We start from the raw sequence: 13,741 nt of genomic DNA, 5'->3' as shown, positions 1-13,741 counted from the left end.
ACCTGAGCTTCGTGCTGCACCGGCTCAACAATGGCCAAACGCGACCTGGCTGCGGCGGCGGCACTTGAACCTCGTCACGTTGAACAGGTACCGCTCGATTTGCTGATTTGGCAACAAAACTCACGGCCCGGTGCTGGTTGTGGTCCACTGCCCGGCATGAACAGCCAGAGTGCCCTTCTCCCGGCCTCGTTGGTCACCACCGGTTGGCTCGCACAACACCTCGGCGAGCCCGATCTGCTCGTGCTCGACGCCTCGGTCCAGATGGTCCCCACCCCGCCGCACCGGGTGCCCATGCGTGAGGCCTACCGCGAGGCGCACCTCCCTGGCGCGGTCTTCGCCGACCTCGTCAACGACCTCAGCGACCCGGACAGCCCGTTGGCCATCACCCGGCCCTCCGCGCACCGAGCCACCACGGTGTTCGGTCAGCTGGGCATCGGTCCGAGGACCCGGGTCGTCGCCTACGACTGCGAGTTCGGCCAGTACGCAGCACGCCTGTGGTGGCTGCTGAAGTCCGCGGGCCACGACGCGGTCGCGGTCCTCGACGGAGGCCTGCGAAAGTGGACCGGGGAGGGCCGTGCGGTCGAGTCGGGCGAGGTGGAGCCGGTCCCTGCCGCGTTCGCAGCGTCCCCCAGGCCCGGGATGTGGGCGGACAAGCAGCAGGTGATGGCGGTCGTTCGCGACGGAGTCCAGGCCACGCTGGTCAACGCGGTTCCAGAGCTCCCTGCCGACACCTCGTTGCTTCCCGAGGAGGCTGTCCGGGTCATGTCCACCACCATCCCGGGCAGTGTCAACGTGCCCTACCCGTCCCTGGCGCAGCCGGGCACGTCGATGCTGCGGGCCTCCGAGGATCGTGCGCAGTTCCTTGCATCGGTGACCAGGGGTAGGCCCGCGATCGTGTACTGCAACTCCGGTTTGAACGCGCCTCTGGTCGGGTTCAGCCTGCTCGCCGCGGGGCATGACGAGGTGATGGTCTACGACGGTTCCCTGGAGGAGTGGCTGGGAGATCCTCACGCCCCAGTCGAGCGCCGCACCATTCCCGGCTGAGAGCCCGCCCAGGCTTACCGGTGCCGCAGCGGCGGGTTCGTTCGGTACTGCGGCGGCGGGGGAGTGCAACTGCTGCTCAGTCCACTGCTTGGATCTCCGCGGAATGATTTGTCATTGGTGTTGCTTCCAGGTCGGCACGGCGAGGTGGTTGCGGGCGGCGATCCCGCGATATCCCTTAGCCGACACGCCCTGCTCAGCGCGGGTGACTGGCGCTGCCGCCGGATGGCTGGCCTACGGATTCCGCCGCGATGTCCTCGCCACCGCGAACGCCGAGGCCGACCTGGCCGTCCGCCGACCAGCTGGCGAGCAGCCGCAGCGAGTCCTGGGTCGGTGAACCGGGCTTGACCGTATAGACGCACAGGGTCTGTTCCGGTTCGCCGGGAAGCTGCAACGCCTCGTAGTCGAAGCTGAGCTCGCCTACGACGGGGTGACGGCAGCGTTTGGTGGCATGGCTGCGCTGGCGGACGTGGTGACTGGCCCACCAGCCGTTGAACTCGGGCACGCGCAGCATGAGCTCGCCAATGAGGTCCGCGAGCCGGTGGTCGTGGCGGTGGCGCCCGGCCTCCATGCGCAGGACGGCCGCGGTGTCGGCTGCGATTCGTTCCCAGTCACTGAACAGCGGCCGGGCCGCGGGGTCGAGGAACAGGAAGTGCGCGAAATTCCTCTTCCTGGCAGGAAGTGCGGAGAAGTCGGTGATCAACGCCCGGGCGAGTTGGTTGCTGGCCAGCACGTCTGTCCTGCGGCCGAGGATGAACGCGGGAACGTGGCCAAGGGTGTCCAGCAGTTGCAGGAGCCCGGGCCGCACCTGCTGAGGACGGCTGACGCCGTTCCTGCGTGGGCTGCCCCCAGCGCACAGGTCATCCAGGTGGGACCGTTCGACCTCGTCGAGCAGCAGCGCGGTGGCGATCGCGTCGAGGATTTCGCGGGAGATGTTGCCTGCCCGCCCCTGCTCCACACGGGTGTAGTACTCCGTGCTGATCCCTGCGCTGCGGGCGAGTTCTTCGCGTCGTAGCCCCGGTACCCGTCGGATACGCCCGTCCGCCACCAGTCCGACGTCTTCCGGACGCAGACGTGCACGTCTGGTGCGCAGGAAGTCGGCGAGTTCGGCATTGCGTTCCACGGTGGACATTCTGCCCGCGAAATCGCTGTGGTGGTCGGCTCAGGGTGGCCCTGGGAGAACCAGGTACAGCGGGGCACGGCCAACGGCCCTGCGATGGTCGGTGACCTGCTGAGGTGGTGGCATCGCACTCGAGCAACTGGAGGAAGCACGATGTCGGAGCGCGTTCTGGTTCCAGCCCTGGCTGGGCGTGTCGGTGTCGTGACCGGCGCGTCCAGCGGGATGGGGGCAGCGACTGCCGAACTGCTCGCCGCCCAGGGCGTCAAGGTCGCTTTGCTGGCCCGCCGCGCGCACGAACTCGACGCGCTCGCCGAGAAGATCACCACCGCAGGTGGCACCGCGTTGAGCGTTCCGCTCGACCTCACCGACGTCGCTGCCGTGCACGCGGCTGCCGCGCAAGTGCGCACGCGGTTGGGGCGGCCCAGCATCGTGTTCAACAACGCCGGGATCATGCTGCCGTCTTCGGTCGAGGGCCTGCACGACCAGCGCTGGCGCCGGCAGATCGACCTGAACGTCACCGCCGCGGTGACCACTGCCGCCGCGTTCGTCACCGACCTGGTGGCCGCCGCAGCGGAAGGTGGCCCGGCCGATCTGATCACTACCTCGTCGGTCGCCGCCAAGAGGATCGTGCCGAGCTTCGCCGTCTACAGCGCCACCAAGGCATTCCTCACCCACTTCACTCACCAACTGCGCGCCGAACTCGGCCCCAGGAACGTGCGCGTGTCCGTGATCGAACCGGGTATCGTGAGCACCGAACTGTGGTCCACCGGCGCCGACCGGACCACGCAAGAATGGTATGCGAAAGCTAGTGAACACATCGAACCGCTGCGCCCGGCTGACATCGCCGAGATCGTCGTCTACACCGTGGGGCTCCCCAAACACGTGAACCTCCAGCAGATCGCCGTCATGCCCACCAGGCAGGCCTGATCATGTTCCGAGAGTGCCGAACACGACGATTGAGTGGACAGGTGACGTAATGCGATTCGTCTTCCTCGGGGCGGGAGCCATCGGTAGCGCGCTCGGCGGCCTGCTGGCACAGCGGGGAAGCGAGGTCCTGTTGATCGCGCGCGGTGATCACGCCCGGTCGGTGATGGCCAACGGAGTGACCGTGCGGTGCCCCGACACGAGGTCGACTGTTCACGTGCCGACGGTGACCGGGCCTGACCAGGTGCGCTTGACCGACCGCGATGTGCTGGTGCTGACCACGAAGACGCATCAGGCCGAGGCGGCCGTCGAGCAGTGGGCCGATGTGCCGGTGCACGACCGTGATGGCACCGTTCTCGGCAGCGCCGCCGAACTGCTGCCGATTTTCACCGCGTTGAACGGGGTCGCCAGCGAGGAGATCGCGCTGCGCTACTTCGAGCGGGTCTTCGCGGTGTGCGTGTGGTTCCCGACGGTGATGACAGAACCCGGAGAGGTCATCGTCCGAACACTGCCACCGCGGGGCATCTTCCACGTTGGTCGTTACGGCGTGTCATCCGATCCCGCTGCTGACACGAAACTCGTGGCAAGCATCGGCGAAGAGTGGGCAGCAGCTGAGTTTCAGGTCATCCGGTCGGAGGACGTGCTGAGGTGGAAGTACCGAAAATTGCTCGCCAACGTGGGCAACGTGTTGCAGGCCCTGCTCGGTGACACCGCCGGCGCGGAGGACCTGCGGCGCGCGGCCGAGGACGAGTGCCGCGAGATCTTCGCAAGTGCCGGGATCGCGTTCGCCGGCGACGAGGAATCGCAGGCCGCCTGGGGCGCCCTGTCCATCGAGCCAGTCCCCGGCGAACCAGCCCAACTCGGCAGCTCCAGCTGGCAGTCGCTCGTCCGCGGACACAGCACGATCGAAACCAGTTACCTCAACGGGGAGATCGCGCTGATCGCCCGCAGGATCGGGCGGTCGGCTCCGCTGAACGCCAAGCTCACCGCTCTGGCTCGCCGCGCGGCCCGTGAAGGACTCCGACCAGGTTCACTTGGTGTCGAGGACCTTCGGGCACACCTGGGGCGTGTCTGACAGTGTTTTGTCCAGGTGATCACGACCGGTGCCGAACTCCCGACGGACGGCGTCGCCTCCGAGTTGTCGAACCACACCTTGCATCCCCGCGTCGGGTGCTACCTCTGGGTCAGTCGCGGGGGGTCGTAGCGTGACGAGTCGAAGGTCCGGGGAGTCAGTCGCGGAGGGTCGAAGCGTGACGGATCAATGGTCTGCGGGGAATCGTGGGTGGCCGACGGGGCGCGTTCGATCGTTGTAGCAGGCGGGAGGTAGGTCCGCTGGACCGATGTGGTCGACGCCGGGGTGTTGTTGGCGGAGGACGAGTGGTCGGCGAAAATGCCCAGGATGGCCGTGGCCGGCAGGACCAGGGAAAGGGTGATGGTCAGGCCAGCCCTCTTCCGCTCGTGCGTCACCTTGATCTCGACCATAGGAAGTCCCCCCGCTCCTAGGAATCCCCAGGGTACCCCGCTCGATGGAACGGGAAACGGCACAAGCTCACGGTTGCTCTGGCCGTCACACTGTTGGCGTAATCATCGGTTCCTCTGCCGGGAGTATCCGGTATGACGATCCCCATCGCGGACCGGTGGCCCGGTTGCCGCCCCGACTCGGGCCAGTACAGGACACGGGGTGACCTAATCCCCGCCTAACGTCGCTGCTGGCAACCGACATCGGCGGAAGGATCGTGATGCCCGAGCAGACCAACGCCGCGCCGGCGGGCTACACCACCGTGGCGCCCTGGGTGGTCACCGAGGACACGGGGGCGTTCCTCGACTTCGTCTCCCAGGCGTTCGGGGGTGAGGAACTGGGGCGGGTGCCGACCGAGGATGGTGCGATCGGCCATGGTGAGATCCGAGTCGGCGATACCGTCGTGTTGGCCTTCGACCGGCACGCGGACTGGCCCGCCATGCCGAGTCTTCTCCGCGTGTTCGTCACTGACGCCGACCAAGCCTTCTCCCAAGCGGTCGCAGCTGGCGGCCATGTCCTCACTCCTCTGGCCAACGACGCCTTCGGACAGCGCGGGGGCCGTATCAGGGACCCCTTCGGCAACATCTGGTGGGTGGTCAGCCACGTTGAGGCCGTCTCTGAGGACGAGATGTGGAAGCGGCTTCAGGACCCCACGTACGCCGAGGTCATGCGCGTGGCTCAGGAGACACTCGACGCCGAACTCAGCGGTCGGCACCAGGGACGCAGCAGTGCTCCTGTCAGGACAACCAGTTGACCGTGCTGGTCGGGGTTGGCTTGACCGCACCGACGATGTGGACTGCCGTGACCTGCGGCTGACCTCTCATTCTCGGACCAGATACCGGTCCAGGCGAACCGCGCGGTTCATTTCGTTGGTGACGATCGCCAAACCCTCGTCGACCCCCATGCCAGGCTTGACCAGCATTTGGGTGGCTCCGGTCGCAATTCCGATGTGCGTGGTCGCGCGGGCCGACAGATCGGTCTCGGAGCAGGATCCGCCGACGAACGCACCGGCGCCGTTGGCATGGCATGCCAACACGGCTTCGACGGCGTGATGAATGGAGCCCAGGTCCGGTGTCTTGACCTGAATGTGATGTACCGCTCCTGCTGCGGCAAAAGCCACGATGTCCTCCAGAGTGTTCGCCCACTCGTCGACGACGAGTTCCACCTGTGATCCTCTGGCGGTCAGCACCTCACGCAGCTGGCACAGCACCTCGATCTGGGCATCTCGCGAGCCGGCGTCCATGGGGTGCTCCACCCGCAGCGTGTGCGGACCCGCTGCCTCCTCCATTCGCACGAGAATGTCGGCGGTCCCGACAACGGAGCCTGCTGCTTCGCTCCCGAGCATTCCGTAGACGTCGAGATGGATGATGGGCACATAGCTCTCGTCGCTCGAAAGTTTCCTGGACCTCTGTCGAATCCAGTGAACGTAATCGACAAGAGCGCGACCCCCAGGGCCGACCAGTGCGGGCCTGTTGATCAGACCGTGCGGCAGCACCGGAACCTGCTTAATGATCATCTTGTCGACATTGTCATACCGGTCGTCGCCGCTCTGGGCGTACAGCGGGACCGCGGTGAGCAGCCCTGGAAGCTGCCATTCGTCCTTGATGACCCGTCCCATGAGGTGGTGGCCGGCCGCATGTGACGCCGCATCCAGCAGGGCTTGCGACACGCCGTACGACGCTGCTCGGCCCAAGCCCGCAATTCCGCTGACGAGTTGCTCAGCGTGAGCCGCCGACCTGCGAAAAGGGGTCACATCCAGCCCGCGAAGCTTCGGAGCCAACTCGGACTCGATCAGGGCGGCTATCTCGGCCGCGTGGAATCGCGGTTCTCGGCCGCCAACTCCGGAGTATTGCACGCTCGCGCAGTCGCCACGCGCGACGTATCCGTCGCTGAGCACGAGCATCACGCATACCGATTCAGCCGGCTCGCGAACGGACTCGTATCCTGCGGTCACTCCCGCGCCCGAGTAGAAATTCCCGTCACGCTGTGCGCCGTATTTGATGGCCACCTGATCATCGAAGAAGAATCCGCCCAGGCCTGGCGATGCGATCGTGTCCTCGATTGTCAGCGGCGACAAGTCGTTCACGTCGTGGTCCTTTGGGTAGAACATGAAGAGGCGATCATGACCCCGCGGTCCGGGAGGTGCGCTTGCCAACGTGCTCGACAGCGAGGTCATCGGTGGGTTGCAGGCGACGTGCGGTGTCGTCTGCGGCAAGGTGCAGGGTTGCCGAGGCGGGTGTCGCGCGATCGAGCAGGGCTTGAGCGCGCAGGAGTAGCGGGCGATCGATCATCTGTCCCGAGACGGCCCTGGCCGCGCCATCCGCAGCGGCGTCGACGACCGCGCGCGCCCATCTGGCCTCACTCTCCGATGGGGCGAGGCTCCCGTGGACAACCGGGACCTGGCGCGGGTGGATGCACAGTTTTCCGGTGAACCCGAGGGCCCGAGCCTCTGCCAGATCGTCGAGCAGGGCTGTCCTGTCGTCGAGTGCCGTCGTAACGCCGTCGATCGGTCCTGGGAGGTTCGCGGCGGCACACGCCAGGACCAGCATGGAGCGCGCGTGACGCAGCGCGCCACGGGCCGTGTGCTCGATGCCCAGTTCAGTCGCGAGGTCGACGCTCCCGAAGGCTGGCCGGACGACCCCGGGCGCGCGACAGACCTCCGCCGCTCCCAGGATTCCGGCCGCAGTCTCGACCAGTGGCAGCACCGGAATGCCGGTCGGCAGCTGCGTGATGTCGGCGGCGGTCTGCGCCTTCGGAAGCATCAGCGCCGGAGCGAGGCCGGCCATGGCGAGCAGGTCGTCCTCGAACCATGGCGTGCCAACACCATTGACGCGGACCACGGCCCGGTTGCCGCCGCGCAGCCATGCCGACACGTGCGCGCGTGCGGCGTCTTTCGCCGTCTCCGCTACCGCGTCCTCGAGATCGAGCACCACAACGTCCGCACTGGACTCGCGGGCCCTGTCGAAGCGATCGGGGCGATCGCCGGGAACGAACAGGAAGCTCCGAGCCGAGACCAGCAGGTCGACGTAGGTCACCATGCTTCACCTCCGCCCGAGAATCATGCATTATCGTCTGGATGATGCATGAACCTGCCCTGGTGTGTCAAAGTCGGGAGCGCGGCGGTCACAATGGGGCGATCATGTCCGCTGGGGCGAGGAGGGCCGCCACCGTGACCACGTCATCGGCAACCAAGCGAGATCAGATCGTCGACGAGCTGCGGCGACTCATCCTCACCGGTGAACTGGCCCGGGGCGCCCGGATGCCGCAGGACGAACTCGCCCAACGGTTCGGCGCGAGCATCACGCCCGTCCGTGAGGCCATGCGCCTTCTGGAGGCCGAAGGTCTCGTCGTCGCCGAACCGCATCGCGGGGTCCGAGTGGCCGCCGTCGACCTCGAGCGCGTCAAGGGCATCTACGTTGTCCGGCGACTCGCCGAGAGCTACGCCATGCGGCGGGCGGCGTCCCGGATCTCGCGGCGTGACCTGGCGGTGGCTCGTGAGTTGCAGGAGCAGATGACCGCGGCAGCCCGGCGCGACGACCGGGCTGCCGTGCGGGAGTTGAACCGCGAGTTCCATTTCCTCTTCTACGACCGCTGCGGCATCCCCGCTCTCAGGGATCAGATCCGGGGAATGTGGCAGGCTTTTCCCTGGGACGTGATGCTCGACTCCGAGGAACGCCTCGCCGCCTCGCACCAGGAACACCTCGAGATCATCGATGCGCTCGACTCCGGCGACGTGGACGCGGTCGCGGAGGCGACCGAGCGCCACATCTGGCACGGGTTCGCCGCGATCACCGAACGGTTGCGCGGCAACGTCTCGCCGGACCCGTTCGACCTCGACGTCGACTGATCCTCTTGTTACGGGTAGCGGACATCTTTGCTTGGGGGTCGCCCGAGTAGCTGTGCGAGGCCCTCCTCGCCGGGACCCCTTCGACTGGGGGCCTGGAGCACCTCCTCAACCATCCCCAGACGAAGAGTGTCACGATCGGAGAGCGATGAGTTCCCTACCGCTGACCGGAATCACCGTCGTCTCGTGCGAGCACGCTGTGGCGGCGCCCTTCGCAACCCGGCAACTCGCCGACCTGGGCGCGCGCGTCATCAAAGTAGAACGCCCCGGCCGCGGTGACTTCGCCCGGGACTACGACGAAACCGTGCGCGGGCTTTCCAGTCATTTCGTCTGGTTGAACCGCTCCAAGGAGAGCATCGCCCTCGACCTCAAACAGCCCCACGGCAAGGAGGTGATGCGGCGGCTCGTCGCCGAGGCAGATGTGTTCGTGCAGAACCTCGGGCCCGGCGCCGCCGAGCGCCTCGGTCTCGGCTCGGCCGAGTTGCGCGCGCGGCACCCGCGACTGATCACGTGCTCGATCTCCGGGTACGGGTCGAGCGGGCCTTACCGTGATGCCAAGGCGTACGACCTGCTGATCCAGGCGGAGGCGGGATTGGTGTCGGTGACGGGCAGCGCCGACGCACCCGCGAAGAGCGGCATCCCGGCGGCGGACATCGGCGCCGGCATGTACGCCTTCTCGGGCATCCTCTCGGCGCTGTACGAGCGAGAGAAGACAGGTGCGGGTACCTCGCTGGAGATCAGCCTGTTCGATTCGCTCGTCGAATGGATGGGCTACCCGCTGTACTACGCCGCATACGGCGGCACACCACCGGCTCGGACCGGAACGAGCCACGCGGCCATCGCGCCGTACGGGACGTTCGCGGCCAAGGACGGTACCGAGATCGTTCTCGCCGTGCAGAACGAGCGAGAGTGGCGATCGTTCTGCGAGCAGGTTCTGGAGCGCCCGGAGTTGACAGCGGACGCGAGGTTCGTCACCGGCAGCCGGCGGGTCACCAACCGTGGCGAGCTGGAGTCCGAGATTGCCGCAGTCCTCGGCCACATCACCGGTGACGAACTGGAACAGCGGCTTGCGGCCGGCAACATCGCGCACGCGCGCCAGCGTGAAGTGCGAGAGGTCATCGAGCACCCGCAGCTGGTTTCCCGCAACCGACTGACCACAGTGGACTCGCCGATGGGAAAGCTGACCGCCATCCTTCCAGCGATCACCGTGCCTGGGCGAAAACCACGCATGGACCCGATCCCGGCCGTGGGCGAGCACACGTCCGCGATCGTGAAGGAACTGGGATTCGGTGCGGACATCCAGCAGCTGACCCGGACCCAGGCAGGCTTCTAGCGTGTGTCCCGTGGATCTGGCTGGTGTGGCTGACAATCCGCGGACATGGACGAGGACTGGCTGAAGCGGCACGGCCTGTCCGAGACAATGCCGTCAGGGCGCGGTGGCACCGGATGTCACCACGCCCTGACGGCGGTGGCCGCGGGGTGAGTCAGGCGGAGGTTCTCAGCCCATCGCCACGGTGTAGTCCATCTCGGCGTACACCTTCAGGACCTGGAACTCCTCGATCGCCTTCAGCCCGCCCAGGTAGCCGTATCCGCTGCCCTTGACGCCGACCTGCTCGAAGTGCTCGGTGAGCAGCCCCCAGGTGTTGATCCACATCCCGCCGGCCCGCACCTGGCGGCCGACCCGGCGAGCCTGAACCGGATCGGCGGTGAAAATCGAGGCGGCCAACCCGTACTGGGTGGCGTTCGCCCTGCGCACGGCGTCGGCCTCGTCCTCGAAGACCTCGAAGGTCTGCACCGGCCCGAAGACCTCCTCCTGGACGATTCGGGCCTCGGTGTCGGTGACCTCCACGAGGCTGGGCCGGTAGAAGGCGCCGGACGAGGACAAGGGACCCTCGGTGACCTGCCCGCCGCGGACCAACACCGTGCCGTACGAGCCGGCCTCCTCGACGAGGGCGTCGACCCGCTCCGCCGAGGCGCGGTCGATGAGCGGACCGAGCTGGGCCGTCTCGTCGTCCCAGGTGCCAAGGCGAACCTGCGAGAGCGCATCGGTGAGCGCCGTGCGGACCTGGTCGGCGATGTCGCGGTGGACCAGGACGCGGGAGCCGGTGCAGCAGAACTGCCCGTTCATGAGAGTGGCCGCGCGGAGCAGGTTGGGGATGGCGATGTCGAGGTCGGCGCTGGGGAAGATGATGATGGGTGTCTTCCCGCCCAGCTCGAGGCCGAGCCGCTTGAGCGTGGCCGCGGCAGCGGCGGCGATCTGGCGGCCCACCGGAGTGCTGCCGGTGTAGCTGATCATGCTGACCTGCTCCGAGGCGACGAGATGGCGGGCCACCTCGCTGCCGGTCTCGGTGAGGATGTTGACCACCCCGGGCGGGATCTCCGCCACCGAGGCAACCACCTGGGCGAACAGCGCGTTGGTCAACGCGGTCTGGGCAGGCAGTTTGATCACGACCGTGCAGCCAGCGGCCAGCGCCGGACCCAGTGCCCGGACAGTCAGGATCACCGGGGAGTTCCATGGCGAGATGATGCCGACCACACCGGCCGGTTCCGGCATCGAGTGGAAGTACTGTCCCGGAGCCACTTCGGCGGCCCGGCCAGCGATCTGCGTGCGTGCACTCGCCGCTGTGTAGCGCAGCCACGTCGCGGCGGCGCTGACCTCCCACATCGTCTCTCGGAGCAGTTTGCCGTTTTCCTGGGAGAGGGTGGCGGCGATCTCGGGAACACGCGCCTCCAGAGCGTCAGCCAGCCGCTCCAGGGCGGTGGCCCGCACATGGTGGACACGGCCCCAGTCGGTCGAGGCGAAGGCGTCCGCGGCAGTGTCAACGGCCGCGCGTGCCTCGGCCTCGCCACCGTCGTAGAAGGTTCCGACCACCGCACCGGTGGAGGGATTGAAGGACTCGCGGATCTGTGTGGATTCCGTCCACTTGCCGCCGATCCAGTGGCGTGCGGGGGCGTTCGTGTTCTTGGACATGGGGGACCTTTCGTCTAGGCGAATTGGTGAGTTCGATCGGCGACGGCTCGCGAGATCACCGGTTGGTTCGGATGGCGCCCGGGAGGACAAGCGCCGAACTCCTCCACCGCGCGGCGCAGCGGGTCGCTGACGGCCGCCATGGGGACGCCAACGTCGAACTGCCGTCGCCATTCGTCAGCCCGTTGAGGTTCGCCAGGCCATCGGCGAGGTTCAGTCGGTTCACGTCCTCCAAGATCCAGCGCCGGAACTGGCGGTGGCAGCCAAGGATCGTCCTGGTACAGCTGGTACCAGGCGGCGGCCAGGAGTTGTGCGGGAGACTGAGTGGATGAACAACCTAGGTGCCGAGCTCCGTGCCTGGCGAGATCGGCTCGACCCCCAGGCGATCGGGCTTACGCACAACTCCCCGCGCCGTGCTCCTGGGCTGCGGCGCGAGGAGTTGGCCGTTCTGGCTGGCATCTCGATCGAGTACGTGGTCCGGCTCGAGCAGGGCCGGGCCACGACCCCGTCGGCGCAGGTGTGCTTGGCACTGGCCCACGCGCTGCAGCTGTCCGACGAGGAGCAGGCCCATCTCATGCGCCTCGCCGGTCACGCGGCGGACCCCAACCGCATACCGCGGCTGATCCCAGGAAGCGTGCACCGGATCATGGACCAGCTCTCCGGGCACCCACTGGCGGTCTATGACGCCACTTGGCAGTTGCTGCACTGGAACCCGCTGTTCGCAGCGACCTTCGGTGACCCCACCGCGCTGTCCGCCGATGACCGGAACATGCTGCTGCGGCAGTTCGAGGACAAGCCGAACCACGCGAAGTTCACACCGGCCGAGCGCTCCGCGTTCGAGGAATCCCTCGTGGCGGACCTGCGCGCCACCACCAGTCGGTACCCGAACGACCAGGATGTGCGGGCGCTGATCGTGCGGTTGAAGCGCAGCGCACGTTTCCGCGAGCTGTGGGCACTGGGCGCGGTGGCCCAGCACCAGAGCGGGCACAAGGTCATCGACCACCCGGAGGTCGGAACTGTCGATCTGGACTCCGACACACTCACCACGCAGGGCTCGAACCTTCGTGTGGTCGTGTACACGCCCCGTCCCGGAACGGATGCCCGGAGCAAGCTCGACCTCCTCGCTGCGATCGGCACCCAGAAACTCGCTCCGCGGGGCAAGTGAGCACTCCACCTTCTGAGTGCCCGTTGCTGAACTGGGCCGGGTGTGGACGTGGTGACGAGACGGGGAACTCCTGGTAGAGCGGACGTTGTCGAAGCGCCGTTCCACCAGGTGTTCCGTTGCTGCCCGACCCCACCTGGCACCAGGGCCGAGGCGGACGTCACGAGAAGCACTGCCGTCGGGTCATCGTGGACGCGATCTTGTACCTGATGGACAACGGCATCAAGTGGCGCGCCCTGCCCGACGGTCTACAAACGGTTCGCGATCTGGGAGAAAGCCGTTGCGACGCAACGGATCCTGGATGGACTGCGGGACCGTGTCCGGCTGGCGGCGGGAAAGCCGTCAGCGCCCTAATGATCAAGTGCTCACGCGCCGAGCGGGCACGACATCCCATCAGCGATCAACCTTCCCGGCCGTCGGCGAGGGCACGATCTTTGAACAGACCTTTGAGGTCTGGGGGAACGAGTGCTCACCCACCGGCTGCTACCGGACCGAGCCTGCCGCACAGCCGGCGCGAAGCACTCATCAGGGGGGACCGCACCGGCACACACCCCGGTCGACCGCCGTAAGCCCGGCTCACAGCACCACCTGATCACCGACACCAGCGGCGTCCCGCTCGCGGTGACGCTGGCCGACGGACATCGCAACGACGTCACCCAACTCCTCCCGCTGGCCGGTGGAGCGAACCTTCCGCTTGGCTCAAGGGTTTCCGGCGGCTGCTGGTTCGAACCGAGCGACGGGCTGACGTCCACCAAGCCATTCTCAACCTGGCCTGCTCGGCCTCGACCTGGCGTCGGACGGCCTGAACCCAACTGTGCAGCGGTGTACACGCTGATCCCCAGATCCCGCGCGACCCGGGTAACCGGCTTGCCGGTCTCGACCACAATGCGCACCGTACCCGCCCGGCACTCCTGATCAAGCCGGCGCCTTGTGCTTCCCACGACCTGATCACCTCTCACTTGGTTCAGGTCTCCACGCTACGAGGGGACGCGCACTCTTGACTTTCGGTGGGTCGGCTCGGACACTTGCCCCGCAACCTTAGTTTGGCCAATGAACGAACGAAGTAGTAGCAGGTCAGCTGCTCATCTCGGGGAGGTGGCCCGCGCATGCGATCGGTGACCGGCTCTCGCCGTGCCGTCGGTGTGGCACTCGGGCGCCGGTGG

The 13,741-nt window shown here is 67.0% G+C and carries 13 protein-coding genes and 1 pseudogene; 9 read left to right on the top strand and 5 right to left on the bottom strand.

Annotated elements, in window-relative coordinates:
* The first annotated feature begins 156 nt into the window (after positions 1-156).
* Complete coding sequence (locus tag KALB_RS28120) at positions 157-1,044, top strand: sulfurtransferase (protein ID WP_030107709.1); 888 nt, start codon at positions 157-159, stop codon at positions 1,042-1,044.
* 193 nt (positions 1,045-1,237) lie between these two features.
* Here KALB_RS28120 and KALB_RS28115 read toward each other — a convergent pair whose 3' ends face one another.
* Entirely contained in the window at positions 1,238-2,173 is a 936-nt protein-coding gene (locus KALB_RS28115; protein WP_063750687.1) for a helix-turn-helix transcriptional regulator, read from the bottom strand.
* A 141-nt stretch (positions 2,174-2,314) separates the two neighbouring features.
* On the opposite strand from KALB_RS28115, the gene KALB_RS28110 reads away from it, so the two are divergent.
* A complete protein-coding gene (locus KALB_RS28110; RefSeq protein WP_025359019.1) occupies positions 2,315-3,088 on the top strand; it encodes an SDR family oxidoreductase in 774 nt (257 codons plus the stop codon).
* A 13-nt stretch (positions 3,089-3,101) separates the two neighbouring features.
* The gene (locus tag KALB_RS28105) at positions 3,102-4,160 is read left to right on the top strand and encodes a ketopantoate reductase family protein (RefSeq protein ID WP_148309694.1); all 1,059 of its coding nucleotides are present in this window, start codon (positions 3,102-3,104) and stop codon (positions 4,158-4,160) included.
* A gap of 98 nt (positions 4,161-4,258) precedes the next feature.
* Here the strand turns inward: KALB_RS28105 and KALB_RS28100 are convergent, their stop codons facing one another.
* Positions 4,259-4,567, bottom strand: a complete 309-nt coding sequence (locus KALB_RS28100; RefSeq protein ID WP_025359017.1) for a hypothetical protein — start codon at positions 4,565-4,567, stop codon at positions 4,259-4,261.
* A 257-nt stretch (positions 4,568-4,824) separates the two neighbouring features.
* Here KALB_RS28100 and KALB_RS28095 point away from each other — a divergent pair, with 257 nt between their 5' ends.
* A complete protein-coding gene (locus KALB_RS28095) occupies positions 4,825-5,358 on the top strand; it encodes a VOC family protein (RefSeq protein ID WP_025359016.1) in 534 nt (177 codons plus the stop codon).
* A gap of 66 nt (positions 5,359-5,424) precedes the next feature.
* Here KALB_RS28095 and KALB_RS28090 read toward each other — a convergent pair whose 3' ends face one another.
* Together KALB_RS28090 and KALB_RS28085 are read right to left on the bottom strand one after the other, a co-directional pair.
* The gene (locus tag KALB_RS28090) at positions 5,425-6,690 is read right to left on the bottom strand and encodes a methylaspartate ammonia-lyase (protein ID WP_201771831.1); all 1,266 of its coding nucleotides are present in this window, start codon (positions 6,688-6,690) and stop codon (positions 5,425-5,427) included.
* 34 nt (positions 6,691-6,724) lie between these two features.
* Positions 6,725-7,642 carry an HpcH/HpaI aldolase/citrate lyase family protein gene (locus tag KALB_RS28085; RefSeq protein WP_025359014.1) on the bottom strand — a complete coding sequence of 306 codons (918 nt, stop codon included), beginning with the start codon at positions 7,640-7,642 and terminating at the stop codon, positions 6,725-6,727.
* Positions 7,643-7,773: 131 nt separating this feature from the next.
* Between KALB_RS28085 and KALB_RS28080 the strand changes: the two genes are divergently transcribed.
* Both KALB_RS28080 and KALB_RS28075 read left to right on the top strand, forming a co-directional pair.
* Positions 7,774-8,451 carry a GntR family transcriptional regulator gene (locus KALB_RS28080; protein WP_025359013.1) on the top strand — a complete coding sequence of 226 codons (678 nt, stop codon included), beginning with the start codon at positions 7,774-7,776 and terminating at the stop codon, positions 8,449-8,451.
* 145 nt (positions 8,452-8,596) lie between these two features.
* The gene (locus KALB_RS28075; RefSeq protein ID WP_025359012.1) at positions 8,597-9,781 is read left to right on the top strand and encodes a CaiB/BaiF CoA transferase family protein; all 1,185 of its coding nucleotides are present in this window, start codon (positions 8,597-8,599) and stop codon (positions 9,779-9,781) included.
* A gap of 165 nt (positions 9,782-9,946) precedes the next feature.
* Here KALB_RS28075 and KALB_RS28070 read toward each other — a convergent pair whose 3' ends face one another.
* Positions 9,947-11,419 (bottom strand): aldehyde dehydrogenase family protein, encoded by a 1,473-nt coding sequence (locus KALB_RS28070; RefSeq protein WP_025359011.1) that lies wholly within the window; start codon positions 11,417-11,419, stop codon positions 9,947-9,949.
* Positions 11,420-11,744: 325 nt separating this feature from the next.
* Between KALB_RS28070 and KALB_RS28065 the strand changes: the two genes are divergently transcribed.
* The 3 genes and pseudogenes from KALB_RS28065 to KALB_RS49490 form a co-directional block, all read left to right on the top strand.
* The gene (locus KALB_RS28065; RefSeq protein ID WP_025359010.1) at positions 11,745-12,581 is read left to right on the top strand and encodes a helix-turn-helix transcriptional regulator; all 837 of its coding nucleotides are present in this window, start codon (positions 11,745-11,747) and stop codon (positions 12,579-12,581) included.
* Between the two features lie 116 nt (positions 12,582-12,697).
* Positions 12,698-13,147 (top strand): transposase, encoded by a 450-nt coding sequence (locus KALB_RS50315; protein WP_081789559.1) that lies wholly within the window; start codon positions 12,698-12,700, stop codon positions 13,145-13,147.
* Positions 13,104-13,250 (top strand): annotated as a pseudogene (locus tag KALB_RS49490) (IS5/IS1182 family transposase); the annotation flags it as partial. The gene KALB_RS50315 and the pseudogene KALB_RS49490, both read left to right, overlap by 44 nt.
* Positions 13,251-13,741 lie beyond the last annotated feature (491 nt).

The sequence above is a fragment of the Kutzneria viridogrisea DSM 43870 genome (genome assembly GCF_000525635.1).
Classification (GTDB): Bacteria; Actinomycetota; Actinomycetes; order Mycobacteriales; family Pseudonocardiaceae; genus Kutzneria; species Kutzneria viridogrisea.
This window is presented reverse-complemented; position numbering and strand designations above follow the sequence as displayed.

What these genes read in the sequence shown, in the direction of transcription:
- KALB_RS28085 (WP_025359014.1), bottom strand. Translation starts at nt 7,642, where the DNA reads ATGGTGACCTACGTCGACCTGCTGGTCTCGGCTCGGAGCTTCCTGTTC.
- KALB_RS28100 (WP_025359017.1), bottom strand. Translation starts at nt 4,567, where the DNA reads ATGGTCGAGATCAAGGTGACGCACGAGCGGAAGAGGGCTGGCCTGACC.
- KALB_RS28120 (WP_030107709.1), top strand. Translation starts at nt 157, where the DNA reads ATGAACAGCCAGAGTGCCCTTCTCCCGGCCTCGTTGGTCACCACCGGT.
- KALB_RS28075 (WP_025359012.1), top strand. Translation starts at nt 8,597, where the DNA reads ATGAGTTCCCTACCGCTGACCGGAATCACCGTCGTCTCGTGCGAGCAC.
- KALB_RS28070 (WP_025359011.1), bottom strand. Translation starts at nt 11,419, where the DNA reads ATGTCCAAGAACACGAACGCCCCCGCACGCCACTGGATCGGCGGCAAG.
- KALB_RS28065 (WP_025359010.1), top strand. Translation starts at nt 11,745, where the DNA reads ATGAACAACCTAGGTGCCGAGCTCCGTGCCTGGCGAGATCGGCTCGAC.
- KALB_RS28115 (WP_063750687.1), bottom strand. Translation starts at nt 2,173, where the DNA reads ATGTCCACCGTGGAACGCAATGCCGAACTCGCCGACTTCCTGCGCACC.
- KALB_RS28110 (WP_025359019.1), top strand. Translation starts at nt 2,315, where the DNA reads ATGTCGGAGCGCGTTCTGGTTCCAGCCCTGGCTGGGCGTGTCGGTGTC.
- KALB_RS28095 (WP_025359016.1), top strand. Translation starts at nt 4,825, where the DNA reads ATGCCCGAGCAGACCAACGCCGCGCCGGCGGGCTACACCACCGTGGCG.